At 62.1% G+C, this 26,063-nt stretch carries 25 protein-coding genes; 4 read left to right on the top strand and 21 right to left on the bottom strand.

Features of this window, described 5'->3' with window-relative positions; translation table 11 throughout:
* Positions 1 to 15 precede the first annotated feature (15 nt).
* Positions 16 to 1,212, top strand: a complete 1,197-nt coding sequence (locus NKH33_RS03315; protein WP_352833851.1) for a glycoside hydrolase family 172 protein — start codon at positions 16 to 18, stop codon at positions 1,210 to 1,212.
* Positions 1,213 to 1,288: 76 nt separating this feature from the next.
* Here NKH33_RS03315 and NKH33_RS03310 read toward each other — a convergent pair whose 3' ends face one another.
* Positions 1,289 to 1,714, bottom strand: coding sequence for a VOC family protein (locus NKH33_RS03310; protein ID WP_352469607.1), 426 nt, complete (start codon positions 1,712 to 1,714; stop codon positions 1,289 to 1,291).
* A gap of 691 nt (positions 1,715 to 2,405) precedes the next feature.
* Between NKH33_RS03310 and NKH33_RS03305 the strand changes: the two genes are divergently transcribed.
* On the top strand, positions 2,406 to 2,846 hold the full coding sequence (locus NKH33_RS03305) for a DUF2267 domain-containing protein (protein WP_352448133.1): 441 nt from the start codon (positions 2,406 to 2,408) through the stop codon (positions 2,844 to 2,846).
* A gap of 12 nt (positions 2,847 to 2,858) precedes the next feature.
* Here the strand turns inward: NKH33_RS03305 and NKH33_RS03300 are convergent, their stop codons facing one another.
* From NKH33_RS03300 to NKH33_RS03245, 12 genes are all read right to left on the bottom strand, one after another.
* Positions 2,859 to 3,854, bottom strand: coding sequence for a LacI family DNA-binding transcriptional regulator (locus tag NKH33_RS03300; protein ID WP_352918180.1), 996 nt, complete (start codon positions 3,852 to 3,854; stop codon positions 2,859 to 2,861).
* A gap of 68 nt (positions 3,855 to 3,922) precedes the next feature.
* Positions 3,923 to 5,257, bottom strand: coding sequence for a sulfatase family protein (locus NKH33_RS03295; protein ID WP_352539304.1), 1,335 nt, complete (start codon positions 5,255 to 5,257; stop codon positions 3,923 to 3,925).
* A 22-nt stretch (positions 5,258 to 5,279) separates the two neighbouring features.
* The gene (locus NKH33_RS03290) at positions 5,280 to 6,095 is read right to left on the bottom strand and encodes a carbohydrate ABC transporter permease (RefSeq protein ID WP_352539303.1); all 816 of its coding nucleotides are present in this window, start codon (positions 6,093 to 6,095) and stop codon (positions 5,280 to 5,282) included.
* Between the two features lie 7 nt (positions 6,096 to 6,102).
* The gene (locus tag NKH33_RS03285; protein ID WP_352833859.1) at positions 6,103 to 7,056 is read right to left on the bottom strand and encodes a carbohydrate ABC transporter permease; all 954 of its coding nucleotides are present in this window, start codon (positions 7,054 to 7,056) and stop codon (positions 6,103 to 6,105) included.
* Positions 7,057 to 7,060: 4 nt separating this feature from the next.
* A complete protein-coding gene (locus NKH33_RS03280) occupies positions 7,061 to 8,308 on the bottom strand; it encodes an ABC transporter substrate-binding protein (RefSeq protein WP_352918178.1) in 1,248 nt (415 codons plus the stop codon).
* A 198-nt stretch (positions 8,309 to 8,506) separates the two neighbouring features.
* Positions 8,507 to 9,319, bottom strand: a complete 813-nt coding sequence (locus tag NKH33_RS03275; RefSeq protein WP_352918176.1) for an SDR family NAD(P)-dependent oxidoreductase — start codon at positions 9,317 to 9,319, stop codon at positions 8,507 to 8,509.
* Entirely contained in the window at positions 9,316 to 10,317 is a 1,002-nt protein-coding gene (locus NKH33_RS03270; RefSeq protein ID WP_352918174.1) for a sugar phosphate isomerase/epimerase family protein, read from the bottom strand. Before NKH33_RS03270 ends, NKH33_RS03275 begins: the two co-directional genes overlap by 4 nt.
* Before the next feature lie 37 nt (positions 10,318 to 10,354).
* A complete protein-coding gene (locus NKH33_RS03265; protein WP_352994495.1) occupies positions 10,355 to 11,128 on the bottom strand; it encodes an SDR family NAD(P)-dependent oxidoreductase in 774 nt (257 codons plus the stop codon).
* A 4-nt stretch (positions 11,129 to 11,132) separates the two neighbouring features.
* A complete protein-coding gene (locus NKH33_RS03260) occupies positions 11,133 to 12,230 on the bottom strand; it encodes an ABC transporter ATP-binding protein (RefSeq protein WP_352918172.1) in 1,098 nt (365 codons plus the stop codon).
* A gap of 10 nt (positions 12,231 to 12,240) precedes the next feature.
* The gene (locus tag NKH33_RS03255) at positions 12,241 to 13,143 is read right to left on the bottom strand and encodes a carbohydrate ABC transporter permease (protein ID WP_352539299.1); all 903 of its coding nucleotides are present in this window, start codon (positions 13,141 to 13,143) and stop codon (positions 12,241 to 12,243) included.
* Positions 13,136 to 14,074 (bottom strand): carbohydrate ABC transporter permease, encoded by a 939-nt coding sequence (locus NKH33_RS03250; protein ID WP_352466746.1) that lies wholly within the window; start codon positions 14,072 to 14,074, stop codon positions 13,136 to 13,138. The genes NKH33_RS03255 and NKH33_RS03250 overlap by 8 nt, the downstream gene beginning before the upstream one ends.
* A 57-nt stretch (positions 14,075 to 14,131) precedes the next feature.
* Complete coding sequence (locus NKH33_RS03245; RefSeq protein WP_352918170.1) at positions 14,132 to 15,397, bottom strand: ABC transporter substrate-binding protein; 1,266 nt, start codon at positions 15,395 to 15,397, stop codon at positions 14,132 to 14,134.
* A gap of 143 nt (positions 15,398 to 15,540) precedes the next feature.
* Between NKH33_RS03245 and NKH33_RS03240 the strand changes: the two genes are divergently transcribed.
* Positions 15,541 to 16,737 carry an ROK family transcriptional regulator gene (locus NKH33_RS03240; protein ID WP_352918168.1) on the top strand — a complete coding sequence of 399 codons (1,197 nt, stop codon included), beginning with the start codon at positions 15,541 to 15,543 and terminating at the stop codon, positions 16,735 to 16,737.
* 68 nt (positions 16,738 to 16,805) lie between these two features.
* On the opposite strand, the gene NKH33_RS03235 is transcribed toward NKH33_RS03240, so the two are convergent.
* Entirely contained in the window at positions 16,806 to 17,765 is a 960-nt protein-coding gene (locus tag NKH33_RS03235; RefSeq protein WP_352539483.1) for a DMT family transporter, read from the bottom strand.
* Positions 17,766 to 18,164: 399 nt separating this feature from the next.
* Between NKH33_RS03235 and NKH33_RS03230 the strand changes: the two genes are divergently transcribed.
* Positions 18,165 to 19,496: a PQQ-dependent sugar dehydrogenase gene (locus NKH33_RS03230; RefSeq protein ID WP_352918167.1), complete on the top strand. Its 1,332-nt coding sequence runs from the start codon at positions 18,165 to 18,167 to the stop codon at positions 19,494 to 19,496.
* A 103-nt stretch (positions 19,497 to 19,599) separates the two neighbouring features.
* On the opposite strand, the gene NKH33_RS03225 is transcribed toward NKH33_RS03230, so the two are convergent.
* The 7 genes from NKH33_RS03225 to NKH33_RS03195 all read right to left on the bottom strand — a co-directional run bounded on the left by NKH33_RS03225 (position 19,600) and on the right by NKH33_RS03195 (position 25,973).
* Positions 19,600 to 21,108 (bottom strand): aldehyde dehydrogenase family protein, encoded by a 1,509-nt coding sequence (locus tag NKH33_RS03225; protein WP_352918165.1) that lies wholly within the window; start codon positions 21,106 to 21,108, stop codon positions 19,600 to 19,602.
* A gap of 161 nt (positions 21,109 to 21,269) precedes the next feature.
* Entirely contained in the window at positions 21,270 to 21,614 is a 345-nt protein-coding gene (locus NKH33_RS03220; RefSeq protein ID WP_352767554.1) for a cupin domain-containing protein, read from the bottom strand.
* Between the two features lie 23 nt (positions 21,615 to 21,637).
* Positions 21,638 to 21,985 carry a cupin domain-containing protein gene (locus NKH33_RS03215; RefSeq protein ID WP_352918163.1) on the bottom strand — a complete coding sequence of 116 codons (348 nt, stop codon included), beginning with the start codon at positions 21,983 to 21,985 and terminating at the stop codon, positions 21,638 to 21,640.
* Entirely contained in the window at positions 21,982 to 23,256 is a 1,275-nt protein-coding gene (locus NKH33_RS03210; RefSeq protein WP_352918161.1) for a glycosyltransferase, read from the bottom strand. The genes NKH33_RS03215 and NKH33_RS03210 overlap by 4 nt, the downstream gene beginning before the upstream one ends.
* A gap of 17 nt (positions 23,257 to 23,273) precedes the next feature.
* Positions 23,274 to 24,347 carry an ABC transporter ATP-binding protein gene (locus NKH33_RS03205; RefSeq protein WP_352918159.1) on the bottom strand — a complete coding sequence of 358 codons (1,074 nt, stop codon included), beginning with the start codon at positions 24,345 to 24,347 and terminating at the stop codon, positions 23,274 to 23,276.
* Positions 24,344 to 25,138 (bottom strand): ABC transporter permease, encoded by a 795-nt coding sequence (locus NKH33_RS03200; RefSeq protein WP_352454154.1) that lies wholly within the window; start codon positions 25,136 to 25,138, stop codon positions 24,344 to 24,346. The genes NKH33_RS03205 and NKH33_RS03200 overlap by 4 nt, the downstream gene beginning before the upstream one ends.
* Positions 25,131 to 25,973 carry an ABC transporter permease gene (locus tag NKH33_RS03195; protein ID WP_352818434.1) on the bottom strand — a complete coding sequence of 281 codons (843 nt, stop codon included), beginning with the start codon at positions 25,971 to 25,973 and terminating at the stop codon, positions 25,131 to 25,133. The genes NKH33_RS03200 and NKH33_RS03195 overlap by 8 nt, the downstream gene beginning before the upstream one ends.
* Positions 25,974 to 26,063: the final 90 nt, after the last annotated feature.

Genomic DNA, 26,063 nt, shown 5'->3' with positions numbered 1-26,063 from the left:
CAAGAGGAGAAACACATGGATAATGCCGGCCTGTCGCCGCTTCGCGGGCTCGCCAAATTGCGCGACGCCAAAACCCGCCGGTTCTCAAGCTACGACCGCACCGGCGGCAATGACGACCGGCTGCACATTGAACCCGGCCAGACGGTGGTGATTGCCGAGCATGACGGTGCCGGCATCGTCACGCATATCTGGGCGACGCTCGCCTGCGAGAGCGAGGCGTTCCTGCGCAAGATCGTATTGCGCGCCTATTGGGATGGTGAGGCACATCCGAGCATCGAAACGCCGATCGGCGATTTCTTCGGCATGGGCCATGCCCGCACCCGCAATTTTGCCAGCCTGCCGGTGCAGGCAAGTCCAGAGGATGGCAAGGCCTTCAACTGCTACTTTCCGATGCCGTTTGCCAGCCACATGCGCTTCACCGTCACCAATGAGGCTGAGGACGACCTGCTTTTCTATTACTATGTCGATCTCGAACTGCATGAGGAACTCGAGGAAGGCCTGGGCCGCTTCCACGCCCAATACAGGCAGCAGCGACCTGACGGCATAGACGAGACGGGGCTGGCCAACGAGCAGGTCCTGTTTGGCGGGGAAAACACCGACGGGAACGGCAACTACACCATCCTGGAGGCGGAAGGTCATGGCCACTATGTCGGCGTACTCTATTCCGTCTATTCGCGGCGGCGTTCCGCACTATGGGACTGGTATGGCGAGGGCGACGACATGATCTTCGTCGATGGCGAGCCGGGCATTTCCGTGCCGGATACAGTGCGCAAGCCCGATCCGCGCATCGGACCGAAGGCCGAACTGATCGACGATCGCGGCGAGACCGGCCCCGGCGCCAACGATGCCTGGCCGCCGACGCTGCACGGCACCGGCACGGAAGATTATTTCAATACGGCATGGTGCCCGACACAGGACTACAGCGCGCCCTATCACGGCATCATCGCCGCCGGCGGGCCGAACTGGACCGAGCCGGTTACGCTCTATCGCTGGCACATAGAGGACCCGGTCATCTTCCACAAACGCATCCGGGTGACCATCGAGCACGGTCACGCCAATCGCCGCTCGGACGACATTTCGTCGGTCGCCTTCTGGTATCAGGCCGAACCGCACAAACCGTTCGAAGCGCTTGTCGATGTCGAGGACCGCATCCCCACCTATCGCGCGCCTTATCACAATTGGAATGCCGCCTTCGACGAGAAGAGGCGTTAGGCCGGGATGCGTTCGAATTGAACCGTGCATCCCGCGCTATCTGTGTCGGGGCACGACCCTGCCGCAGCGTGCCGTCTCAGCTGCGAGGTGGAAGTTGCTGGACAGACCAGGTGTTGCCGTCGGGATCCTCAAAGAAGACAAATCTGCCCCAGGGAAAATCCTTGATATCGCTGACCTCGATACCTTGAGCGGCCAGGTACCGGTGAGCCTCATCGATATCGGGCACGACGAGTTGCAGGCCCCTTATGGATCCCGGGGGGCTGTCGACGAGGCCCTTGCCCATGGCAATCGAACAGGCCGAACCGGGCGGCGTCAATTGCACGAAACGTATCTCGTCGCTTACGGTGTGGTCGTGATCGAGATGAAAGCCGACCTTCCCAACATAAAAGGCAATTGCTCTATCGACGTCCGATACGGGGACCGGGACCAGCTCCAGCTTCCAATCCATGACAGCCCTTTCGCAGCTTGATCGCCAAGTGGTGCCGAACACCGTGGGCGCCATCCCGCCATCTTCCCAATGCCATTGTCGGCGCGGGCCGCTCAGTCAGTCAAGAGATACCCGGGCTCGGGCAACGTGAGGACTGGTCTCATTGCTGAGACGGCGTTCGGAACCGATGAGCACAAGCTCAGTTAGGCGGAGGACAACCACCTTTCGGATCAGCAAGGCCGACTTTAATGATCGGAACGCAGGCGCCGAATACAACTGTGGGAAGGTTGAACGGGCGTGGTTGACGCGCGAAGGGATTGCTTGGAAGCGACGCTCGCCGAAGCCGGCGAGATCGTCGGACGGCGAAGCCGAAGCGCAATTATGCCGTGAATGCCTACGATTCGGCCTGCCTTCTCCTTGCCGCGATCAAAGACGCCAGCACTGTATCCAAGGGACATCCGAGCCGGCGCGACGTTCTGGCGGCGGTGCACAATATCCGTTTCAAGGGAATCGCTTATCGCGAGCCCGTTCGGTGGGATGAAAAGGGTGACAATCTGGCCGCTGTGACTGCACTCAACGGGGTGAAAACGGCCGCTTCCGACAGATCGCCGAAATCCAGCAGATGCAGAGTGTCGAGCAGACCTGACGCCGACAGGCTCTCCGACCGAACCGGTTTCCGCCGCTTTGCCAGGACGATTTTCACAGGACCACGAAACAATAATCTCCGGTCGCCGTTTCGCCCGCAGAACCTTTCGAGGAGGCGACGATGAGCGCAACCGGCTTGGACGTTTTTGACAAAACGCTGCAAATAACAAACATCTGGCTTGACGAGATCATGGCGGATCTTGGTCCGGATCGACACGTGGCCTGGCATACATTGGGCGCCGTTCTGCGAACCCTTCGCGACAGGCTGCAGATCGGACTGGCGGCCAAATTGGGAGCGGAACTGCCGCTGCTCGTGCGCGGCGCCTACTATGATCGCTATCGGCCCGCCGACATGCCCGACAAGACACGCTCGCTCGAGAAGTTCCTGCAACACATCGCCGATGAATTGAAATCGACCCGTCCTGTCGATCCCGAGGATGCGGCACGCTCAGTGCTGCGTGTGCTTGCACGGCATATAGACCTTGGCCAGTCGGCAAAGGTGCGGGATGCGCTGCCAAAGGAAATCCAGGTCCTCTGGCCTGAAAGCGTGGGCGTCAAATAGCGGCGATCCTGCTCATGCGGACGCGCGACGGACCAACTGCCACGAAACGCTGAAAAGGGTAGGTATTGCGCCCGGTGTTGCCGAGATCAATGAGATCAGATGATCGGCAAGATGGTCGTAGTGGGCAGTTTCGGGGCCGATTGTCGTCAATGCCGGATGGCTGAATTCGCCCTCGTCGATATTGCCGCAGCCGATGACTGCAATGTCGCCGGGCACGGAGAGGCCGGCCTCCTCGAATGCGTGCAGGGCGGTCACGGCGGCAAGATCGGATTCGACGAAAAGCGCGGTCGGCCGATCCGCGCGGGCGGCCAGCGCCGTAGCATTGGCAAACGCAGCCTTGCGCGCCTCTGCACCGCCGATCACCAGGTCGTCTCGCAGCGGAAGGCCGCGTGTTTGCAGGAAGCTGCGATAGGCGGCGAGACGGCTCCCGTCCACCGCTTGCTCATGCACCATATAGGCGATGCAGCGATGGCCGGCTCGGTAGAGGTAGTCGAGTGCCTCGAAGACGGCCCTGCCGGTATGCTGGCGCACAACCGAGAAGCCTGCCGGCTCGATGGTCGGATGGAAGATCACCGCTGGCCGGCCCGCGGCCGCCAGGCGCGCGGCCAAGAGCATCACCTCGGGCTCGGAGAGATGCTGCCAGTCGGCGATAATGCCGTCTGCCAGCCCGCTCTCGATTTCCCTCACGATCCGGTCGGTTCGTTCGCAGGTGTCTCCCGCGGTGATAATTGTCGAAAATCCCCTCAGCGCCGCTCCAGATTGGATATCCTGCGCGATCCGGTCGCTGAACGGCACGCCGAGACGAGGCAGTACAAGGCAGATTCGCTCGGCCTGCTGGCGGCGCAGCTGCCGCGCGGTGCGGTTTTGCACATAGTTGAGCTCAGCGACGGCCTCGAGGATGCGCTGCCGCGCCTCCTTGCCGACGAACTTCAGGCGCGTGCTGTCGCCGCTGAGCAGGTACGACACGGCAGCGGTCGATACATTGGCGCGCCGGGCGACATCGGCCATGGTCGGCGCCTTTCTGCGATCGGAACTTCTCTCGTGCATTGTTGGATCCGCTGCGCGACGTGACATGATCAGCTGTCGCTCAGCCGGATTTCATTCCAGCTTCCATGCCCGGCGGCAAGGATCTCGGGCCTTGCCTCGCCGGCCTCCTCCATCAGGGCAACGATGCGGCCTCGCAGCCATGCACGCGTCGCTGCGTGATCGGGCGAAGCTATGAGATTGATTAGTTCGTTTGGATCGGCATCGAGGTCGTAGAGTCTCGCCTCGACATAGAAATCGCTGCCGGAATCCCGCCAGCCGTCTTTTCCCGGTGCCTCGACCTCATATTTCCACCGTCTGGTGCGCAAGGCGCGGCCGACATGGTGCTCGCTGATTTGAATGAATATCTCGTCGCGCGGCGGCCGTTCGCCCTGCAGTGCGTCGAGCAGCGAGACGCCCTGCATCGAATTGGGCACTTTCAGGCCGGCCGCGGCGAGCAGGGTCGGCGCGAGATCGACGAGGCTGACCAGGCCTTCATATGTGCCGATGCGCTGGAAGCCGGGGCCGTGGAATAGCGTCGGCACGCGGATCGACGCCTCATGACAGGAACGCTTGTATTCGTTGTTGCGAGTCTTGAAGTGACATCCGTGGTCGGAGGTGAAGAGGATGATCGTGTCGTCAAGCCGGCCAAGGCTGTAGAGCGCCTCGATCAGCCGTCCAAACGCCTCGTCGAGGCGTGCGACCATGCCCAGATAGCCGGGGAAATGTTCCGCTGTCGTGCCGCCAAGTGCGGCGAGATCGCCGGGAATGGCGAGCTTCTTGCGGATCCTGTCCTCGTATCCGAGCGGGGCAGGGTAGTTGTCCGTCTGGTTCTGGTGATGCGGCTCGAGGAAGGACAGGAATAGAAAGAACGGCTCGTCTTCCCTCGATGCGACATAGCGGATTGCAGCGTCGGTTAGGGCATCGACGCGGTATCCCGGCAGCTTCACCGCCTTGCCGTCATTGTCGTGGACGACGGTGTCGAAGGGGCCGGAAGTGAACTCCAGGATGTTGGAGGCCAGCCAGTAGCGATAGCCGCCGCGTTGTTCCTGGGTGACCGGCTCGGCGGACCCCAGGTGCCACTTGCCGATGTAGGCGGTGTCATAACCTGCCGCGGTGAAATGATGCGCGAGCGTGCGCTCGCTCTTCGGCAGTGGGATGTCGTTGCGGTAGCAGCCGGTGATGGTCGGGTACCGCCCCGTCTGGAATACGGAGCGGGCGGGTCCGCAAACGGGCTGGCAGGTAAACGAATTCGCCACGAACGTGCCGGTCCCGGCGAGGCGGTCGAAATTTGGCGTAAGCTCGAGCGGATTGCCATGGACGCCAACGGTGTCCCAACGCTGCTGGTCGGTGAAGAAGACGATTACGTTCGGTCGGCGGGACGTCATAGGGTGCAATGGCTCCGAATGGTCATTTCATGCCTGCCAGCATCACGCTGCGGACGAAGTAGCGCTGCGTGAAGAGGAACAGCAGCAGGCTCGGGATGAAGAGAATGATCCCGCCCGTCGCCGTCAGGTTCCACTGGGTGAAGAATTCCTGGTTGAAAAGCGTCAGTCCCGTCGTGATCGGCCGCATTTCGGTGGTGTTGACGGCGACCAGCGGCCAGAGGAATTCGTTCCACTGGAACACGAAGGTGAGGAGGGCCAGCGTCGCCAGTGCCGGACGGACCTGCGGCAGCACGATGCGCCAGTAAAGGCCGAGTTCCGAGCAGCCGTCCATCCGTGCAGCGTCAAGCAACTCGTCGGGAATCGGACGGATGAACTGCCGCATCAGGAAGATTCCATAGGCGCTCATGGCGAATGGAAGGATAAGGCCCTGATAGGTGTTGAGCCATCCCATCCGCGCGGTGAGCACATAGAGCGGGATCATGCGGATGAAGAATGGGATCATCAGCGTAGACAGCACCGCGACAAACATGACGCGCTTACCGGCGAATTCCATCTTCGCGAAGACGTAGCCGATCAACGGATCGAAGATCAGATGGAGGAAGGTAATCCCGCCGGCGATGATGAAGCTGTTGAGCGTGAAACGCGCGAACGGCGCCTTCTGCCAGATGTCGATGTAATTCGTGAATTGCCACGTCTCGGGGATCAGAATCGGAATGCCGCTGAAGACGTCGGCATCGCTCTGCAGCGACAGCGAAAGCATGTAGAGGAACGGAAAGATCGACAGCGCCACGCAGAAGAGCAGCAGTAGGTAGGACGGGAGCGTTTTTGCCAATGTCATGCCAACCTCAATAGGTGGTTTCGCGGTTGAGCAGGCGGAACTGAACGAAGGTGATGGCCAGGATCAGCAGGAACATCAGGAAAGACAGCGCCGAGGCGTAGCCGATGTTGAGCTCGAAGAAGGCTGCCTCGAACACGTGCAGGCTGAAGAACCGCGTCGCGTCGGCCGGTCCGCCCTTGGTTATCAGGTAGGCCGGCGCCAGCTCCTGCAGTTGGCTGATCGTGCTGACGACCGCGATGAACAGCGTGGTCGGCGTCAACAACGGCCAGGTCAGATAGCGGAATTGCTGCGTCGGCGTGGCGCCGTCGATGGATGCGGCATCATAGAAGTCGGACGGGATCGACTGCAACGCGGAGAGGTAGATCAGCATGGCATAGCCGACATCCTTCCAGACCGTGATGGCGATGAGGGTCGGCAACGCGGTCGAGGTGTCGCCGAGCCAATTCTGGGTCGGCAGCCCAAGCTCGGCAAGGAAGCTGTTCAAGATGCCAGTGTAGGGATCGAGAATTGCCTGCCACATCAACGCGACGATCACGAAGGAGGTGATGTAGGGAAAGAAGATGATTGCGCGGATCAGAGTGCGCCCCGGGATCGGCCGGTTGAGCACGACCGCCAGTCCGAGGCCAATGGCGATGCTGGCCGCGGTGACGCCTATCGCGAAGGCCAGCGTCACGAAGAGCGACTGCCGAACGCGCGCGTCGCCGAGCGCAGCAACGTAGTTGTCCAATCCGGCGAATCGGCTCTCGCCGATCAGCGGCTGGCCGCTGTACAGGCTCGCCCAAAACTCTAGTCCGATCGGATAGAAGAAATAGACCGAGAAATAGAGGATTGCTGGCGACAGCAGCAGGTAAGCGAGAAGCGTTTGCCGGGTGCGCCGGCTGAAGCGGCCAGTTCGCCGGGTCGGCATCGCGCCGACGCGAATGTCCGTATCGGCCGTATCGGTGCTGCCGCTGATAAACATCGGCCTAGTTGTTGGCCAGGATGACGTTGGCCTCGGCCGCGAATTTCGGCATGATCTCGGCTGCTGGCTTCTGATTGTAGATGATATCCTCGAGCGCGCTTTGCAGGAGCTTCTCGATTCGCGCGTGCTTGCCGGTGAGGCGCAGCTCGGCGGTGACGTCTTGCGCGTAAGGCAGGCATTTGCTGAAGCTGCCGATGACCGGATCGGCCTGAACCTCGGCGTTGTTGGCCCAGGATTTGCGCGGCATCGTCATGCCCGCTTCCTTGGTAGCCGCCAGTTCCGTGTCGAGCGCGACGAGCCGCTTCAACAACTCCCAGGCCTCCTTCGGGTGCTTGGCGTCCTTAGGGATCATCACGCTGACGCCGCCCGCGAACGTCGCCTGCACCTTGTGCTTGAGTGATGGCGCAACCGCCCAGTTGAGCTTCGGGTTGCCCGAGCGGATCGGCTTCACGTCCCACGGACCGGTTATGATCATGGCGACCCGGTTGGCCGTGAACAGCTTTTGCGGACCCTCATAGTCAGCACCCGCCGCCGGCTTGGTCGCTGCTTTTTCCTTGTGGATCAGGTCGGCGAGGAACTGGATCGCTTCGATCGCCTCTGGACTGTCGAGATTGACCTTGTTTGTCTTGGGATCGTAGTAGGTCACGCCGTTCTGCAGCAGCCACGACGAGTAATATCCGATGCTCGGGTTGGGAGCGAAGCCGAAGCGGGCGCCGGTCGTCGTCGCCTTGGCAACCTTCAGGAACTCCTCCCAGGTCGCAGGCGGCGCGTCGAAGCCCGCCTGCTTCAGCATATCGACGTTGTAGACGAGGGTGGCGCAGGTGAGGTGGATCTGGACGCCATAGTACTGGTCGCCGAGCTTGTTACGCTCGACGGAATAGGCTTGCCAGTCGTCGGGATAGCCGATCGTCTTGCCGTCTTGTTGGATGAAGTCGTTCAGCGGCCGCAGCAGATTCCGCTGGCCGAATTCCTGCACCCAGCCGCCGGGTTCGGCGACAAGATCGGGCGGACTCTTCGCCGCAAAATCCGCCACCAGCTTGGTGCGCATATCCGGCCACTGGAATTTCTCCCACTGCACCGACCATCCGGGATGATCGGCCTCGAACTTTGCTATTGCGTCGGCATAAGCTTGATAGGCGTGGCCGGCGTTCCAATAGAGCGTCAGGGTCTCGGCATGGGCTGCACTCGCGGTCGTCAGGGCCACGCCTAAAACCACACCGTGCAGGAACCCGACTGACTTGTAGCGGCGCATCTTGGTCTCCTCCAGGTTTGCCACCGCCTTCCTCACAATGGATGGCGACATATTATTCGATTAATATACCCGCTATACCGCAGTTTTTGTCAAGCTCCGACTGTAATGCAGTGCATAGTTCTGGCCGAACTCGGGCGGAGCTATCTACAGCGCGCGATGCCGAAGTTGCTGCCGGTACCCGATCTGGACGATCGCGGCCTAACCTGGAAAGATCGTGAAACCGCCATCGACGCGGATTACCTGCCCGTTGATGAAGCGCGCGCGCGGACCGGCGAGGAAGGCAACCGCGTCGGCGATCTCTTCAGGCTCCGCATACCGGTTCAGCGATTTCTTGCTCGAATCCATGCGCTGTGGATCGACCACGCGGCTCGCCTGGAACCGCGCCGTCTTGGTGGCGCCGGGGCTCACCGCATTGACGCGTACGCCATCGTCGATCAGTTCCTTGGCGAGGCAGCGCGTATAATGGACAACAGCCGCCTTGAGCGTCGAGTAGACCACCTCGGGCGAGCAGCCGATATGCGCTGCCGCCGAGGCGATGTTGATCACCGAGCCCGAGCCACGCTTGACCATCGGCGGAACGAACGCCTGGCAGACCAGCATCGTGCCGATGAGGTTGTTCTCGGTTAGAACCTTGATGTCTTCGTAGTCGATGTCCAGTGCGTTGTTGGGATTGGGCTTTACGCCCTTGGCGCCGATGTCGCCGCCGGCGCAGTTTACCAAGATGTGCACGTCGCCGAGCTCCGCCTCGATCTTCCTCTTCATTTCCGCGACAGCTTGCTTGTCGCCGATGTTGCCGGTGACCGCGGTGATGCGCGTCCCGTGCTTCTCCAAGCCCCTGGCAGAGTCGCCGAGGTCCGCGAATTCGCCATATTGAGATGGCCGGGCCCAATCGAGGTCGTGGACCGCGACGTTTGCGCCAAGTTCGGCCAAGCGGTCGGCCATCACGCGGCCGAGGCCGCGTCCCGAGCCGGTGACGAAGGCGGTCAGGCCGCTGAGTTCTCGGGCAGTCATGCTGATTTCTCCATTGCAATGAAATCGAATTTCATCATGTTGGCGGCGCTGCGCCGGATCATGTCGAGCTCGTACGAAACGAGCGCACCGTCATCATCGCGCTCCCATGGCGTGCGGTAGTCGGCGTCGTCCCCAAGGCGGTTCAGGCGCGCAGCACTCAGGCAGGCCGCGAATTCGCGGGCGGTCTTCGGCGCATATCCGTTCCACCAGTCGTCGGTGAGACAGCGAACGTGACGAGCCTCCAGCGCGCCGGGCTCAAGCACCGCCGTCAGCGTGTCGTGGTGCTCGCCAAGGATGGCTGCCAGTTCGGCGAAAGGCACGGCGCCGTCGCCGATCGCGCAGCGGACCAGACGGTAGCCCTCATCCGTGAACTGGACGCGATAGTCCTTGAGGTGAACGTGGCGGACATGGGGCGCGATCCGGCGCGTGAAGGCAAGCGGCGCCTCGCCGACAGGAAAGGTGTTGCCGGTGTCGTAGGTGATGCCGACACCCGGTCCGCCAAGTTCGCAGAACGCAACCAGTTCGTCGCTGCCGAAGTCCTGATGGTTCTCGATGCCGAGCACGCGTCCCTCGGCCGCCGCACGCGGCCCCCATTCCGTCAAGGCAGCGCGAATCGTTGCGTTGAACTCGCTCCATTTCGGACCCCACGCATTGCGGTCGCCGCACAGGACAGGCGTCAGTGCGATACGGATCGTCGTCGCCTCGAGCAGGCGCGCAGCCCGGAAGGCGGTGTCCAGCGGACCTGCCACCACCAGTCCGCCGCTCACCACCGGGACGATGTCCAGCGCGGCAAGACGCCTGCGCAGCGCGACGATTTCGGCGTCAGTCAAGTCGGTCAACCAGGGTTCGTAGATCTCGAGCGTGCGTGCGCCCAGTTCCTGCCCCAGCGTGATGAAGCCTTCCAGCCCCGCGCCGTGCGGATTGTGCCGCGGCGTGCCGCGGCCCTGCAGTCCGAGATGATAGGTCAGTCCGTAGGGGTTGAGGCCGAGACGAAGCATCAGCTTGGCGGTTCCAATGGAGAGCGGAGAGGCGTCACTAGCGCAGACCGGCATCGACGGTAATGGACTGTTTGGTGATCATGCGGCTGTCGTCGGCTGCCAGGAAGAGCACCGTGCGTGCAATCTCCTCGCCCAGCAGGACGCGGCGGATCAATTGCCGCTGCACCGTCTGGTCGACTGCCTCCTGCGTCTTGAACCACAGCTCGCGCTGCCGCTCGGTCATGACGGCGCCGGGTTCGATCGCATTGACGCGGATGTTATCCGGTCCGAATGACCGCGCCAACGCACGCGTCAGCGCCACCACGGCCCCCTTGGCGGTGGCATAGGCCACCATCTGGTCCGCTCCGAACCGCCAGGCAATGGAGGAGAAGTTTATGATCGAGCCGAAGCCGAGTTCCTTCATATGCGGATGCACTGCCTGCGCGGCGAAGAAGTGATGCCTCAGATTGACATCGAAGCTGCGGTCCCAATAGTCGGCCGTTATCGCGTCGAGGGGATGGCGCTGATCATTGGCTGCGTTATTCACCAGGACGGCGACCGGACCAAGCCGCGCGCGTACGCGTGCTACCGACGCCTTTAGCGCATCGACGTCGGTCACATCGCAATGGAGATATAACGGAGCCTGCCCGGCGGCACCAGCGAGCTCGCGCACCAACGCCTCCGCTGGTTCGTCCTGCACATCGAGAAAGGCTATCCGGGCGCCGTTCGCCACGAAGGCGCGGACCATATCGGCGCCAATACCGGAGGCGCCGCCGGAGATCAGCACGACCCGATCGGTCAAGCTTGGATAAGTCGCGAATTGTACGGACATCAAACTACAGAAGCGCCTTGGTTGTTGGATCGAACAGACAGGCGCGCGACATGTCGATGCCGAGCGTTATCGTCTCGCCCATGACGGGAGCGTCATCCGGCTCGAAACGGCCGGTGATCTCCAGGTCACCCAGCCTGAGCACGGCAAGCGTCTCGGCCCCGGTAGGCTCGACCAATTCGACCGGCGCCTGCATGGACGCTACAGCAGGTTTGCGCGACTTCAGATCGGTCGTGAAACGGTAGATGTGTTCCGGCCGGATACCGAGCACGACGTCCTTTGGCGCGCCGGCGGGCATCGGCGCGGCAAGGGCGAGGCTGACGTCGCTGCCGTCAGCGGCGCGTACCGAGATGCTGGTCGAGCCCGTAAGCCGGGCGGGAATGAAATTCATCGCCGGCGATCCCATGAAACCGGCAACGAACATGTTGGTCGGCCGGTCGTAGATCCGTTTCGGCGTGTCGAACTGCTGTACCGAGCCCTGGTTCATCACCGCAATGCGGGATGCAAGCGTCATCGCCTCGACCTGATCATGGGTGACATACACCGTGGTCTTGCCGACGCGATGGTGAAGCTTCTTGATTTCGGTACGCATGTCGACGCGCAGCTTGGCGTCGAGGTTGGACAAGGGCTCGTCGAACAGAAACAGCTTCGGGTCGCGCACGAGGGCACGCCCCATCGCAACGCGCTGCCGCTGGCCTCCCGAGAGCTGGCCGGGCTTGCGTTTAAGCAGCTGTTCGATCTGCAGGAGTGCGGTAACCCGCTTGACAGCTTCCGCCTGCGCCGCTTTTGGCACGCCGCGGCTCTCCATGCCGAAGGTGATGTTCTGGCGCACCGTCATGGTGGGATAGAGAGCGTATGACTGGAACACCATCGCAATATCGCGGTCCTTGGGTTGCACCGAGTTCACCAGCCGGTCGCCGATCCATATCTCGCCCGACGTGACGGTTTCCAGTCCGGCGATCATGGCGAGCAAGGTTGACTTGCCGCAACCCGACGGGCCGACAAGGGCGACGAATTCTCCGGTCTTAGCCTCGAGATCGATGCCGGCAAGAATCTCGAGCGAGCCGTAGCTCTTGTGAAGGTTGCGGATCATCAACGCGGACATGGGCGACGCCTCATTTTATGGCGCCCTGGGTGAGGCCGCGCACGAAGTATTTTCCACCAAACAGATAGATCAGCAGCGGAGGCAACGCGCCGATCAGCACGGCTGCGCTCATCACATCGTAAGCACGCGCGGTCGTGCCGCCGGCCGTGAGCGCGACCAGTGCCGCTGTGATCGGCTGCTGCTGGCCCGATGTGAAGACGACGCCGAACAGATACTCGTTCCAGATGCCGGTGAACTGCCAGATGACGGTGACGATCAGGATGGGCGGCGACAGGGGCAGGATGATCTTGCGGAAGATCCGCCAGAACCCGGCGCCGTCGATGCGTGCCGCCTTGATCAGGTCGTCCGGTATGCTGACGTAGAAATTGCGGCAGAACAGGGTGGTGAACGAGATGCCCTGGACGACGTGGATCAACACCAGCCCGTATGTGGAATTGGTCAGGCCGAGCTTGCCGAGCAGGAACGCCCACGGCATCAACGAAATCTGGCCGGGCATGAATACGCCGAGCAGCATCAGATTGAAGATCAGTTCGGAGCCCCTGAAGCGCCATTTGGAGAGGATGTAGCCGTTCATGGCGCCGAGAATGGTCGAGATGATGGTGGCGGGGATCGTCATGGCCAGGGAGTTGAAGAAATTGCGCTTCATTCCCTCGCAGGTACCGCTGACGCAGTAGGATCCCCAGGCCTGCGCCCACGCATCGAACCGGAAGCTGCGCGGTACGGAGATGAGGCCGTTGCGGGCAATCTCCGACTGCTCGCGCAACGAGTTGAAGATCACCACCAGTAGCGGCACGAGATAGACGACCGCGAAAAGCGTCAGCACGGCATAGACAAGGAAGCGGCTCCAGAAATGCCGGCGCGTGGCAGCGGCTTCTTCCGGATCAAAACGGGCATTAGGGCCAATTTCAGCCATTGCGGCCCTCCGCCCGCCGGCGCCAGACGATCCACAAGGAGTACGGCACCAGCACCACCGCGACCGCCGCGAGCATCATCATCGCCGCGGCGGCACCTTCGCCGATTTGGCCGCGCTGGAACATCAGGTCGTAGACATAGATGGCGGGGAAGGTGGTGGACACACCTGGGCCGCCTCGCGTCAACGCCGCCACTAGGTCGAAGGTCTTGATGGCGAATTGTATCTGAATGACCGCCACCGCCAGGAATATCGGAGCGATGGTTGGCAGGATGACCCTCCGATAGGTCCGGAATACCGACGCGCCGTCGATTTGCGCGGCTTTGACGAGATCCGGATCGACCGACCGCAGACCGGCCAGGAAAAGTGCCATTGCGAAGCCGGACGACTGCCAGATACCGGTTATGATCACCGCATAGATCGCAGTGTTGCGGTTGGCCGTCAGGGCGAAGCTGAAGTCGGTCCAGCCAAGCCCGCGAACGAAGGCCTGGATACCGTCGACAGGATTATAGAGCCAACTCCACACCGTACCGGTGACGATGAAGGACACCGCCAACGGATAGAGGAAGATGGTGCGCCAAACCGCCTCGCCGCGGACGCGCTGGTCGATCGCGATCGCGAGCAGCAGGCCAACGGCCATCGAGCCAACGATATAGAAGCCGCTGAACAGGAAGAGATTGGTATAGGCGATGTTCCAGCGCCGGTTTGCCCAGAGCGAAGCGTAATTGTCCAGGCCGACGAACCCATAGGTCGGCAACAGCGACGAATTGGACAGCGAGATGTAGAGCGTCCAGAGCGTGAAGACGAAAACATAGATGAAACTCGCCGCTATCGACGGCGCCAGCACCAGAATGGGCACCATCGTGCCCAGGCGCTCGCGCCACGGACGGGCCGCGGCAGCTGCGGCTGGTACAATCAGATCATGGGTGGACATCGGGCTGCTCCGGCGAGGTCTGGCCGGGAGCTTCGCCCCCGGCCATCATCGGCAGCGTCACTTCTGCGCTTCGGCCGCATCCGCCATCGCATTGGCCGCGTCCTGCGCACTCATATCCGGCGTTGCTACAAACTCCGTGATGCTATCCATTATTGCGCCGCGGACCTTTTGCGGAACCGTCATGTTGTGCGCCATCGAACGCACGAGCGTGCCCGCGGCGATCGAGGCTTGCAAATCCTTTTGCGAGAGTTGCTGGCAGGGATTGAAGCCGTTCGAAAGATCGACATCGAGGCGCGCCGGAATGGACCCTTTGGTCTGATTGAAAATGGTCTGGAATTCGGGCGACAGGATGATGCTGGCAAGCAGCTTCTGTCCCTCGATATAGTCCGGGTCCTTCTGCTTGAAGAACACGACCGAATCTGAATTCAGGATGAAGCCCGGCTTGCCCCAATCGGTCGGCGCCTGGGCGCAGACATAGTCGGTGCCCTCCTTGAAGCCGCCGGCCGTCAGCAGGCCGATCGTCCAGTCGCCCATGATGTGAAAGGCGGCCTCGCCGCGGCCGACCAGATGCGACATGGTATCCCAGTCACGCCCGTTCATGCCGGGGTCCATGTACTTCGAGGTCATGGTGCGGAACTGCTCGAAGGCCTTGACCATGCCGTCGCTGCGCATGGCGTCGACGTCGCCCTCGACGAAGGCTTTCTTGTAGAGATCGAGGTCCTGACCGTACACGACCACTTCGAAGACGGTCGAGTCGGTCCAGTCGGCGGTCGAGTGCGAAATGCAGATCTTGCCGCTGGCCACGATCTTGTCGCAGGCGGCGTTGAATTCCGCCCATGTCTTCGGCATCTCGGTGACGCCCGCGTCCTTCATGACCTTCGGCGATGCCCACAGCCAGTTGATGCGGTGGATGTTCATCGGCGCGGCCACCCAATTCCCGGTCGGCTTCATCACCGGCAGCAATTCGGGAGCGACGACCTTCTCCCAATTTTCCGCTTTCGCCAGGTCGTCGAGATTGGCTGTCATGCCCGTCTCGTTCCATTCGGCGATCTCGGGGCCCTTTAGCTGCACAGCGGGAGGTGCGTTGCCGGCGATCACGTCAGCACGCAGTTTGGCCAGGGTATTGGCCGTATGGCCTGCGATGGAGGTCTGCTGCCAGATGCCACCCTTGGCGGTAAACATCTCGCCGAGCTTGGCGATAGCCTGGGCGTCCGATCCGGTGGCCCATTGATGCAAGAGGTTGGTCTTCGGCTCCGCGAGGGCTGTTCCGGAAATCAAGGTGAAGGCGGTAGCGGCCGCAAAGGCCGTCCTCAGGTATTTCATCGTTTCACTCCCCTATATGATGCACGGTTCGTATCGACCGCTTGTGGCCCGCGATTTGAGGTCGTGGCCGGCGAGATGCAGTAATCTCCGTTCTTTCCAAAATGACATATCTGGGCTATCAGTCAACGTCCTTTGTGCCCATCATGAACAAACCTTCGCTTAGAAATTGGCTGATCGACAGGCCGTCCGCGTCGCCGGAGAGCCTGATCGTCCGATGCCTGCGCGAGCGCGGCGCGCTTTCTGCGTCGCAAATTACCCGCATTACCGGTTTGGCGCGGTCGACGGTTTCGACCGCGCTCAACGGCTTGAGAAAGTCCGGGATGGTGATCGAATCCCCGGCCCATCATGACGCGGCGAGGGGTATCGGCAGGCCTGCCACGACATTGACGCTCAATCCCGCTGCGGGCACCTGCGTCGGCATCCATCTGGGCCTCGACGAGATGCGGTGCGTCGTCGCCGACGTCTCGCATTCTTTCGTTGCCGAACAAACTATCCCCATGGGTCTGGACTACCAGCCGCAACAGGCGGCCCAGCTCGCCAAGTCAGTAATTGCCCGATGCTACGAAGAGAACGGTCTGCCGATGGCGGGGCTCCTGGGGGTTGGGGTCTCCGTCTCGGGCCCAGTCAGCCGCGAAGGAGTGGTGCTGCGCGCGAGTATCGTTCCGACCTGGGCCGGGGTCAACATCCGCGATGTGTTCGGGCCGGTCCTTGAACAGCCGATCTTCGCCGACAATGAGAGCAACTGCTCGGCCATTGCCGAGCTGATGTGGGGTGCGGCCGTCGGCCAGGACGATTTCGTGCTGTTCAAGGTCGATCTGGGCGTCGGCGGGGCCATTGTCCACCACGGTCGGCTGGTGAGCGGCATCGCCGGCGGCGCCGGCGAATTCGGGCACATCAGCATCGATCCCGGCGGCGACCTTTGCCGGTGCGGCAATCGAGGATGCCTGGAGCTCTATGCCAGCTTTGCCCGACCGCTCGAGCAGATTTCGCGCATCGTGCGGCGGCCGGTCACGATGGACGACGTGATCATGATGGCCGAGCAGGGCGACGTGAGGGCGCTGCGGATGATCGAGGACACCGCCGAGTTCGCCGGCCGTGGCCTTGGCCTGATCGGTTCGGTTCTCAATCCGCCGCTCATCATCATCGGCGGCCGCATGGCCTTGGCGGGCGACATTCTCCTGGCGCCACTGATCGCATCATATGAACGCCACACGCTCATCAAGTCCCGCGATGTGGCGCCTGCGCTGCGCACGCGGATAATCGTTGGCAAGCACACGGAGAACGACGCATTGCTCGGCGCGGTCGGCCTCGTGCTGCGTCACAACAGCCGACTTCAGTGACCCGGCTTGCTTCGGGTGGCGCTCTGATTTTGCGAGCTGCTCGCCGAAGCAGCGGAACTGATGTTTGCCTACGCGACACGCACCGTGCGCTGCCTCGGCTTGATCGCGGTGGCGAGCAGCAGGCCGGCGATGATGAAGGCGGCGCCGGCGAGATCGTAGTCGTGCAAGCTTTCGCCAAGGACCAGATAAGCGAGAACGGCGACGAAGGCGGTCTGGAGATAGAGCAGCATGCTGGCGCGCCCCGCACCAAGCGTCTCGACGCTGCGGTTGTAGAGATAGTACATCAGAGCGCCGCCGGGGCCGGCAACATAGGCGAGAGCCAGAAGGCCGTTCGCATGCAGCGCCGAACGATCCCCGGAAAACAGTTCCCAGAGATAGAAGGGCAGTGCGGCCAGCGCGCCGGCTCCCAGCAGCAGGACCACCATCGGCAGAAGCTCGATAGCGAATTTGGCGCGACGCAGCAGCACGGTGTAGAGGCCCCAACAAAACGCGCTGCCGACGATCCACAACTCGCCGGAATTGAACTGCAGCTGCATCAGCGCGGCAAGGTCGCCGCGCGCCACGATCACCACCATCCCGGCCAGAGCGACCAGCGCTCCAAGCGCTTTCCAGACACCGAGGGGCTCGCCGAGCACGAAGCGGGCAAGCACCATGGTCATGATCGGCGACAGCGCCATGATGATGCCGGCGGTTGTCGCGTTGGTGTAGTTGAGGCCTGTGTAGATCATGCCCTGACACAAGGTTAGCCCGATAGTGCCGATGACCAGCACCTCGATCACCCGGGATTGGATCAGCACGAGCATCGCCCCGTGATGACGATGGACGATAGGCAGCAGGATCGCGCACGCGAGCGTCAGCCGCCAGAAGCAGAGCGCCCAAGGCGGCATCTCGGGGGCAACCCACTTGGCGGCGATATAGACGCCGGCCGACAGGAGCCAGCAGAGCGTCGCGAGGGAATAGGCGAGCGGAAGTGATGCGCCGGGTGTCGCCTTCGCTACACTTGGATGTGCTATCGGCAGCGATTGGATATCCGTCTCCTCCCACCGCAGACTTTAGCAGATTGGCAGCGTCTTGCTAAGCAGCAACAACAGCTGTTTCACCAGCTGGCGCAATCGGTGGGTCATTGTGGGTCCCGCCGTTCACGGTCTCCTTCCATTCGAACGCATGTTGGCCCATGAGCAACTCGATACCGAAAAGCGCAAGCCGTATCGATTTCGCGCGACACGAATGTGAGATTCATATCGCGCGACAGATATTCGCGCGGTTGCCACAATCTTCTCGCGCCATATTTCTACCGAGAGCAGATCTGTCGCGAATTCCTGGTTCCTAGGATCACGAGCGCCGCTGTTTCGAAGCAATTGGAAGAATAAGCCACTGACTTCCGTTTACACAAAGAGCGCGACACAGATCCATGCGGAGGACGTCCGATGCATGCCGGCTTCCGAGGAAGCGTACTCGTAGCGGTGTTGGGCACCGTCATGGCAAGCTGCGCTGGCATTCCGGCGCAAAAAACCGGGGCAATAACCGGCTATGGCCCCAACCCCACTTTACCGAAACCAAGACCGACGCTGATCCCGACTGTTAACATCGCCGAGGCGAAAGGCTGGCAGAAAGAAGGTATGCCGACCCTGGCGAAGGGGCTGACGGTGAACGCCTTCGCCATCGGCCTCGACCATCCGCGCTGGCTACATGTGCTTCCGAACGGCGACGTGCTGGTTGCTGAAACCAATGCCCCTGCCAAGCATGATGAAGGCTTCAGTCTTAGAAAGGTCTTCATGGACCTGGCTATGAAGCGGGCTGGCGCCGCGACCAAAAGCGCCAACCGCATCACGCTCCTGCGCGACACCGATGGCGACGGCATTGCGGATGTGCGCACGACGTTCGCGGAAGGCCTCAATTCGCCCTTCGGCATGACGCTGTCCAAAGGCAAACTCTTTGTCGCGAATACCGACGCGCTCGTCGCTTTCCCCTACTCCAATGGCCAGACCCGAGTCAGCACGTCGCCGGAAAAGATCATCGACTTGCCGGCCGGGGACCTCAACCATCATTGGACCAAGGACGTGATCGCAACTCCGGATGGACGCAAGCTCTATGTCACCGTTGGGTCCAACAGCAACGTTGGAGAAAACGGCATAGCCGCGGAGAAGAACCGCGCCGCTGTCCTTGAAGTGGATCGGTCTACCCGCCGCACTCGGGTCTTCGCCTCGGGCCTGCGCAACCCGAACGGGCTCTCCTGGAATCCTGAGACTGGCCAGCTTTGGGTCGCTGTGAACGAGCGTGACGAGATCGGCGACGACCTTGTGCCGGATTATATGACCTCGGTTCGTGACGGCGCTTTCTACGGTTGGCCCTACAGCTACTACGGACAGAACGTCGACGAACGCGTCAAGCCGCAGCGCCCCGATCTCGTGGCGGCAGCGATCAAGCCCGATTACGCCCTGGGCTCTCATACGGCCTCGCTCGGACTGACCTTCTCCAAAGGCGCGCAACTCGGTCCGGCCTACGGCAACGGCGCCTTCGTCGGCCAGCACGGCTCGTGGAACAGGAGTGTGCGCAGCGGTTACAAGGTCATCTTCGTGCCGTTCCATGGTGGCAAACCGAGCGGTCCTCCGGAAGATGTGCTCACTGGCTTCATCGGGCGTAATGACGAGGCGATGGGCAGGCCGGTCGGCGTCGCTATCGATCAGACTGGCGCACTGCTCGTCGCCGACGACGTCGGTAATGTCATCTGGCGGGTCCGCCGGGCGAATGGCCGTTGAGCGCAGGTGGCCTTTCTGATTCCGATCTCACCAGCCTTCGGCTACATTCCCGGAGGCGGATATCCTAAACACTTAGCTAGCAGCACGCCCGAAGATAGTCGTGTCAAACATGCTTGCGCCCGCCTGCCTCGCGGAACCAGCTGTCGGGATAGGGATACCACCAGCCCTGAATCTCCGGTCTGTGGTCGATGATGACCATCTTCGAGCGGCGGAATGCATCCAGACCCTGGCGGCCGAGCTCGCGGCCGAGGCCCGAAGCCTTCCAGCCCCCGAACGGCAACGCGTCATTGTCTATCAGCGGATTGTTGACCCAGACCATGCCGGCCTCGAGCCGCTCCGCGGCCTCATGCGCTTCGGCTAGATCGGTGGTGAAGACCGAGGCGCCGAGACCGAAGGGGCTGTCGTTGGCAAGCTCTATCGCCTGGTTGAAATCCTTGACCCGGCAGATTGCGGCGACCGGCCCGAAACACTCTTCGCGCACGATTGCCATATCGGCGGTGATGCCGGTCAGGATGGTCGGCTCGTAGAACCAGCCTACATTATGTGCCGGCGGAATGCGTCCGCCGGTGACCGCTTTGGCACCGCTGCGGATCGCATCGCCGACCAGCCGGATGACCTTCGCACGCGCGGCCTCGCTGACCAGCGGTCCGATCTCGGTTTTGTCGAGGCCGTTGCCGATACGCAGCGCGCGCGTTTTCTCGGCAAACAGATCGACGAAGCGGTCGTGAACGGCATCAACCACGAAGAACCGTTCGGCCGAAGTGCAGACCTGGCCAGTGAGATGGAAGGCAGCCGTGACGCTGCCGGCAGCCGCCACGTCCAGTGGGGCGTGTTGGCTGATGATCAGGGGATCGCTGCCGCCGGCCTCGATAACGCAAGGCTTCATGCGCTCTGCACATGCGACGGCGACAGCCTTGCCGGCGGCGACCGAACCGGTGAAAGCAACCGCATGCGTGCGGTCCGAGGCGATCAGCGCCTGCGCCGTTGCTGCTCCGCCTGGCATGCAGGAAACCAGGCCCTTCGGCAGGGAGCGGAACACGGTCATGTAATCCAGCGTCGACAATGTTGTCGCTTCGGCGGGCTTGATCACGCAGGCATTGCCGGCGGCAAGCGAGGCGGCGACGGTCCAGCACATCAACAGGATCGGAAAATTGTAAGGCATGATGTGCACCGACGTGCCGTAGGGCTCGTAGCGGGCATACTGGAACGAACCGGCCTGCGTCGTGCCGGCGATCTTGCCGGCGTCGTCACGCGCCATTTCGGCGTAATAGCGGAAGATCGGCGCGCAATTGGCGATCTCGCCGATCGCCTCCGGATAGGGTTTGCCCATCTCGCGCACCATCAGCTCGGCGCAGTGCGTGAAGTCGGCCGCCTCGATGGCGTTGGCGACGGCGTGCAGATGCCGGGCACGGCTCTTGGCGTCGAGCTTTTTCCAGGCCGTTTGCGCCTTGGTCGCTGCGGTGAGCACGGCGTCGATCTCGCCGTCGCTGGCTGCGGTGATCGCGCCGACGGTTTCGAGCGTCGCCGGATCGATCACCGGTTTTGCCGCACCGGTCATTGGCCGATAATCCGGATTGACGAAGAAGGTCGGCCGGTCAGGTGAAAAGTCCATTCTGTCCTCCCGTGTGCACGGAACCTTTTTGAGAATTCACCCTGCCGAGACAGGCGGCGTGGTTTTCGAGAACCGAAGCGGAGCGGAGATTAAAGTCCATGAGCATCGGAAGCGGAGAAAACGGCGTCAGGTGTCCGGTAGGGTAGAATTATCGAGAAGGTTCAGCGGATCATGTAGACTTTCTTGATGGTCTCGTGGACGGTGCAGACGCCTTTCCAGTCCTGCGGAAAGAACGCTGCGGTGTCCGGTTCGATCTCGATCACCTCGCCGGATTCGTGGACATAGGTGCAGCGTCCCTCGAGGAAATGGCAGAACTCATCGCGGGTGACGTGGCAGTGCCATTTGCCCGGCGTGCAGACCCACAGTCCGCATTCGGAGCGGCCCTCCGGCCCCTTGTGCAGCAGCTTGCCGGAACTGCGGGATTCGCCGTCGATCAGGGTGGGGATGACGCCCCAGTCGACCAGGTCGGTGAGGGCGAGCGGCGATTTCATGATCGGTGTCGGCATGTCGGGAGCTCCAGTGGCCGGCTTTAGGCCAGCATGTAAACGTTGCGGATGGTCTCGTGGACGGTGCATTCGCCGGTCCAACCGGCCGGGAACATGACAACCGTGGCGGCGGATACCTCGATCACCTCGCCGTCGTCCGATCTGTAGGTCGCACGGCCGGCAACGAAATGGCACAATTCGTCGCGCGGAATCGCCAGCCGCCAGCGACCGGGCGTGCAGACCCAGATGCCGGATTCCGGCTGGTTGTTCGGCCCTTTGTGCACCAGCCTGCCGGTGGAGTGCGAAGCGTCTTCCAGCGCGTCGGGCTGGGTGCCCCAGTCGACGAGGTCGGTGCGGGTCGAGGCTTGGTGGAGGTGTGGGGCAGAGATCACAGCAATTTCTCCAGCAAAGCAGCCGCTTTCTCCGGGCCGTTCTGCGACTGCATCTGGGCCGACGTCTTGGCCAGCTTGGCCCTGATTGCCGGGTCGGTCAGGCAGGTTTCGATCCTGGCGATGAGCTCGGCGTCGCTCCAGTCGTAGCGCGGCATGCCGAAGCCGTGGCCGGTTTCCTCGACCCGCGTCGCATTGTCGTGGCCGTCCCAGACGTAGGGCATGATGATCGCCGGCTTGCCGAAATACAGGCACTCGGTGAACGAGTTGTTGCCGCCATGATGGATCACCGCATCGACCTGCGGGATGACCGAGGGCTGCGGGAACCAGCTCTCGACGATGACGTTTTCGGGCACTTGCGCGTACTGCTCCTTGTAGCCGCCGACATTGACCAGCGCCCGGTAGCGCGTCTTGCCCAACGTTGCGACGATGCGCTTCAGCAGATCGACATCGCCGGCGCCAAGGCTGCCGAAGGAAACATAGAGCAGCGGCCCGTCATTATTCTTCGCAAAAACCGGCACGGTGTAGGGCTTCTCCTGCCGCACGCAGCCTTCCAGATATTGGAATTTTGCCGGGTCGAGCGGATAGCGGCGCTTGAACTTCGCCGCCTCGGGATAGAGCAGCAGATTGAGGTACGGCGAGGCCTCGAAGAACTGGCCGATCGGATACGGCGCTTCGTTGTTCGCTTTCAAAAACGCATTGAAGTCGTCATGGATCGGCTTGATGACGGCGTTGAAATGGTCGCGGTAACGCCGATGGCAGGCGTCGTCGTTCTCGCCGCAGCCGGACAGATGTGGCGGGATGTCCTCGTCCTCGATCTCGTTTTCCGAGCAGGAGATGACGCGCACCCAGGGCTTGCCATACTGCTTGATTGCCGGGAACAGGATGACATTGTCGACGCAGATGACATCAGGCTTGATCGTCGCAAGCACGCCAGGCAGATCCTTCTCAGCCCATTTGGCGCTGTCGACGATCGCCGTCCAGCAATCCTTCACGTAATTGTCGACCTGGTCGTAGGGCGATTTGCGGAAGTTCGGGATGTGGCCGTTGATGAAGTCTTCCCAGAACTTGGCCATCTGTTCCGGCGGCATCGGCTCGGACAGGTTCACCGGATGAGCCTCGAAGCCGTAGCCCTTGTAGACGTCGACGAAACCGGGGTCCGACAGGAACACCGCTCTGTGGCCGCGCGCCTCGATCGCCTGGGCTATGCCGACGGAATTGAGCGCGGGGCCATAGGCGGCCTCCGGAAAGAACGCGATCGTCTTCTGCGCCATGAGAGGTTCTCCTTCGATCAATCTGCGAAAATTCTGACGTCAGCCGCATCCCAGCCGAGCTCGACTGTATCGCCCGACGAGACCGGGCGGCGGTCGGCGGCGTCGGCGGTGACGCGCACCAGGAACGGCTTTGGCGACAGGGCGGTGCGGACGTGCAGCTGCAGATCGAGTCCCTGATAGGCCAGCGCCTCGACCGCGCCGAAGATACGGTTGGCCGTTTCTGCCGACGGGAACAGCCGGATGCGTTCGGGCCGCACTGAAGCTACCGCCGCAGCGCCGGGCGAAATTGTTGCGGGAACATCGCCGGCGATCCGCATGCCGTTGCTTGCCAGCACGCCATCGCCGGCGGCTTTGCCCGGTACGAAATTCATGACGCCGATGAAGTCGGCGACGAAACGGTCCCCCGGATGCTCGTAGACCGCATGGGGTGTATCGCATTGCAGCAACTTGCCGTCCCTGAGCACTGCCATGCGGTCGGCCATGACGAGCGATTCCTCCTGATCATGGGTGACGATGACGAAGGTGATGCCGACCTCGTGCTGCAGCCGCTTCAGCTCCAGTTGCATGGCCCCGCGCAGCTTCTTGTCGAGCGCGCCAAGCGGTTCGTCGAGCAGAAGCAGCCGTGGTCGCTTGACCAGCGCTCGGGCAAGCGCGACGCGCTGTTTCTGCCCGCCGGACAATTGCTCCGGCTTGCGGTCGGCGAAGGCAACGAGTTCGGTCGTCGCCAAAATGGCGTCGACACGGGAGCGGATTTCCTTTGCAGGCAAGCGTTCCATTTCGAGGCCGTAGGAAACATTGGCCCTGACGCTCATATGCGGAAACAGCGCATAGGACTGGAACATCAGATTGACCGGCCGCTTATTGGGCGGGGTCCTGGCGATGTCGCGGCCGTCGAGCAGGATGCGCCCGTCATTGGGCGTCTCAAAGCCGGCCAGCATGCGCAGCAGCGTTGTCTTGCCGCAGCCCGAAGGTCCAAGCAAGGCGAAGAATTCGTTCTCGCGGATATCCAGCGAAATGCCGTCGACCGCCGTCACCCGGCCGAACTTCTTCGACACGTTGTCGATCGCCAGCAGCGTGCGGGGCTCGTTCATTGGCCGATCACCCCACGGTTGAGCCGCTGCGACAGGGTCAGCGCGGTGATTGAGACCGCCATGACGATAGTCGCCAAGGCATTGATCTCCGGCGTGATGCCGAAGCGAATCATCGAATAGATCTGCATCGGCAGCGTGGTCGAGGCGCGGCCGGCGCCGGCGGTGAAGAAGGCGATGATGAATTCGTCGACCGAAAGGGTGAAGGCGAGCAGCGCGCCGGCGACGACGGCAGGCAGGATCACCGGCAACGTCACCCGCCGAAATGTCGTGAGCGCGGAAGCACCGAGATCGGCAGAGGCCTCGACGATCGACCAGTCGAAGCTTTTCAGCCGCGCGCGCACCACGGAGCAGACGAAGGCGAGATTGAAGACGACATGGGCCAGGATGATGGTGTGCAGGCCCAAGGTGAGATCAAGCATCGAGAAGAAGCTGAGCAGCGCGATCGCCAGCACGATGTCGGGAATGATCATCGGCGCAAAGATCAGCGCCTCGAGACCTTTGCCGTATTGCCGGCGTATTTCGACGCCGATCGCCAGCAGCGTGCCGAGCAGCGTGGCGATGGCGGTCGAGACAAGCGCCACGATCAATGTGTTGAGCGCGGCAGAAAGGATTGCGGCGTTTCCGATTAGCGAGACATACCATTTCAGCGAAAAGCCCGACCAGACGGTCGGCAGCCCGCCTTGGTTGAACGACAGCGCCACCAGCACGGCGATCGGGATGTAGAGGAAGGCCAGGACCAGTGAAAGCACGAGCCAGAGCGCGCGCCTCGTGGCGAGGGAGCGCTCAGCCATCGGCGCCTCCTCTCGCTTCGGCGGTACGGCCCGAGGCGCGATCAGCAGCCAGGGCCTGCGCCGTCAGCACCAGCAGCATGATGGCGATCAGCACCATTGCCAGTGCCGCACCGAAGGGCCAGTCATTGGCGGTCAGGAACTGCTCGTAGACGACATTGCCGATCATCTGGAAGCGCCCACCGCCGAGCAGAGCAGGGGTCACGAAATTGCCGATCGACAGCACGAAGACGAAAACAGCACCGGCGGCGATACCCGGCACGGTCACTGGCAGGATGACCCGGCGAAATGTGGTCACGGCCGACGCGCCGAGGTCGCGCGAGGCCTCTGCGAGCTCCGGATTGAGCCGCGACAGCGGCGCGTAGCAGGCCAGGATGACGAAGGGCAGATAGTTGTAGACCAGACCGGCGATGACGGCGCCTTCGGTATAAAGCATCGACGGCGGCTCGCCGGTGTAGCCGAACCAGCGCAGCAGTTGTGTGATCAGCCCTTCGCGGTTGAGCAGCACGATCCAGGCATAGGTACGGATCAGGTAGTTGGACCAGAAGGGCAAGACGGCAAAGAACAGAAACACCGGCTGCCGTTGCCGGGGTGCTGCCGCGATCGCATAGGCGGCCGCATAACCGATCACCACCGCGACCAGGGTTGCCGTGCCGGCAATGCGCGCCGAATTGAGGAAGATGCCGGCATAGAGCGGGTCGAACACCAGCCCGAAATTCTCCAGCGTGAAAGTGTAATCGATGCCGCCATAGATGCCGCGCCGAAAGAAGGCGAGCGCCAGCACCAGCGCGCATGGCACGACCATCAAGGCGGTGAGCCAGGCCAGCGCCGGCGTCATCAGCAAGAATGAGCGAAGTCTTGTTTGGGACAAGATTGCGGTACCGCATTCAACGGTCGGCGGCGAAAACCCCGCCGTCGACCGGGATTT

It is taken from the genome of Mesorhizobium sp. M1182, assembly GCF_040318335.1.
Taxonomy (GTDB): domain Bacteria; phylum Pseudomonadota; class Alphaproteobacteria; order Rhizobiales; family Rhizobiaceae; genus Mesorhizobium.
The sequence above is the reverse complement of the archived record's forward strand: the minus strand, read 5'-3'. Positions and strand labels throughout refer to the sequence as shown.

Excerpts from the sequence above, each read along its gene's own strand:
- NKH33_RS03315 (WP_352833851.1), top strand. The coding sequence starts at position 16 with ATGGATAATGCCGGCCTGTCGCCGCTTCGCGGGCTCGCCAAATTGCGC.
- NKH33_RS03310 (WP_352469607.1), bottom strand. The coding sequence starts at position 1,714 with ATGGCGCCCACGGTGTTCGGCACCACTTGGCGATCAAGCTGCGAAAGG.
- NKH33_RS03305 (WP_352448133.1), top strand. The coding sequence starts at position 2,406 with ATGAGCGCAACCGGCTTGGACGTTTTTGACAAAACGCTGCAAATAACA.
- NKH33_RS03300 (WP_352918180.1), bottom strand. The coding sequence starts at position 3,854 with ATGGCCGATGTCGCCCGGCGCGCCAATGTATCGACCGCTGCCGTGTCG.
- NKH33_RS03295 (WP_352539304.1), bottom strand. The coding sequence starts at position 5,257 with ATGACGTCCCGCCGACCGAACGTAATCGTCTTCTTCACCGACCAGCAG.
- NKH33_RS03290 (WP_352539303.1), bottom strand. The coding sequence starts at position 6,095 with ATGACATTGGCAAAAACGCTCCCGTCCTACCTACTGCTGCTCTTCTGC.
- NKH33_RS03285 (WP_352833859.1), bottom strand. The coding sequence starts at position 7,056 with ATGTTTATCAGCGGCAGCACCGATACGGCCGATACGGACATTCGCGTC.
- NKH33_RS03280 (WP_352918178.1), bottom strand. The coding sequence starts at position 8,308 with ATGCGCCGCTACAAGTCAGTCGGGTTCCTGCACGGTGTGGTTTTAGGC.
- NKH33_RS03275 (WP_352918176.1), bottom strand. The coding sequence starts at position 9,319 with ATGACTGCCCGAGAACTCAGCGGCCTGACCGCCTTCGTCACCGGCTCG.
- NKH33_RS03270 (WP_352918174.1), bottom strand. The coding sequence starts at position 10,317 with ATGCTTCGTCTCGGCCTCAACCCCTACGGACTGACCTATCATCTCGGA.
- NKH33_RS03265 (WP_352994495.1), bottom strand. The coding sequence starts at position 11,128 with ATGTCCGTACAATTCGCGACTTATCCAAGCTTGACCGATCGGGTCGTG.
- NKH33_RS03260 (WP_352918172.1), bottom strand. The coding sequence starts at position 12,230 with ATGTCCGCGTTGATGATCCGCAACCTTCACAAGAGCTACGGCTCGCTC.
- NKH33_RS03255 (WP_352539299.1), bottom strand. The coding sequence starts at position 13,143 with ATGGCTGAAATTGGCCCTAATGCCCGTTTTGATCCGGAAGAAGCCGCT.
- NKH33_RS03250 (WP_352466746.1), bottom strand. The coding sequence starts at position 14,074 with ATGTCCACCCATGATCTGATTGTACCAGCCGCAGCTGCCGCGGCCCGT.
- NKH33_RS03245 (WP_352918170.1), bottom strand. The coding sequence starts at position 15,397 with ATGAAATACCTGAGGACGGCCTTTGCGGCCGCTACCGCCTTCACCTTG.
- NKH33_RS03240 (WP_352918168.1), top strand. The coding sequence starts at position 15,541 with ATGAACAAACCTTCGCTTAGAAATTGGCTGATCGACAGGCCGTCCGCG.
- NKH33_RS03230 (WP_352918167.1), top strand. The coding sequence starts at position 18,165 with ATGCATGCCGGCTTCCGAGGAAGCGTACTCGTAGCGGTGTTGGGCACC.
- NKH33_RS03225 (WP_352918165.1), bottom strand. The coding sequence starts at position 21,108 with ATGGACTTTTCACCTGACCGGCCGACCTTCTTCGTCAATCCGGATTAT.
- NKH33_RS03220 (WP_352767554.1), bottom strand. The coding sequence starts at position 21,614 with ATGCCGACACCGATCATGAAATCGCCGCTCGCCCTCACCGACCTGGTC.
- NKH33_RS03210 (WP_352918161.1), bottom strand. The coding sequence starts at position 23,256 with ATGGCGCAGAAGACGATCGCGTTCTTTCCGGAGGCCGCCTATGGCCCC.
- NKH33_RS03205 (WP_352918159.1), bottom strand. The coding sequence starts at position 24,347 with ATGAACGAGCCCCGCACGCTGCTGGCGATCGACAACGTGTCGAAGAAG.
- NKH33_RS03200 (WP_352454154.1), bottom strand. The coding sequence starts at position 25,138 with ATGGCTGAGCGCTCCCTCGCCACGAGGCGCGCGCTCTGGCTCGTGCTT.
- NKH33_RS03195 (WP_352818434.1), bottom strand. The coding sequence starts at position 25,973 with ATGACGCCGGCGCTGGCCTGGCTCACCGCCTTGATGGTCGTGCCATGC.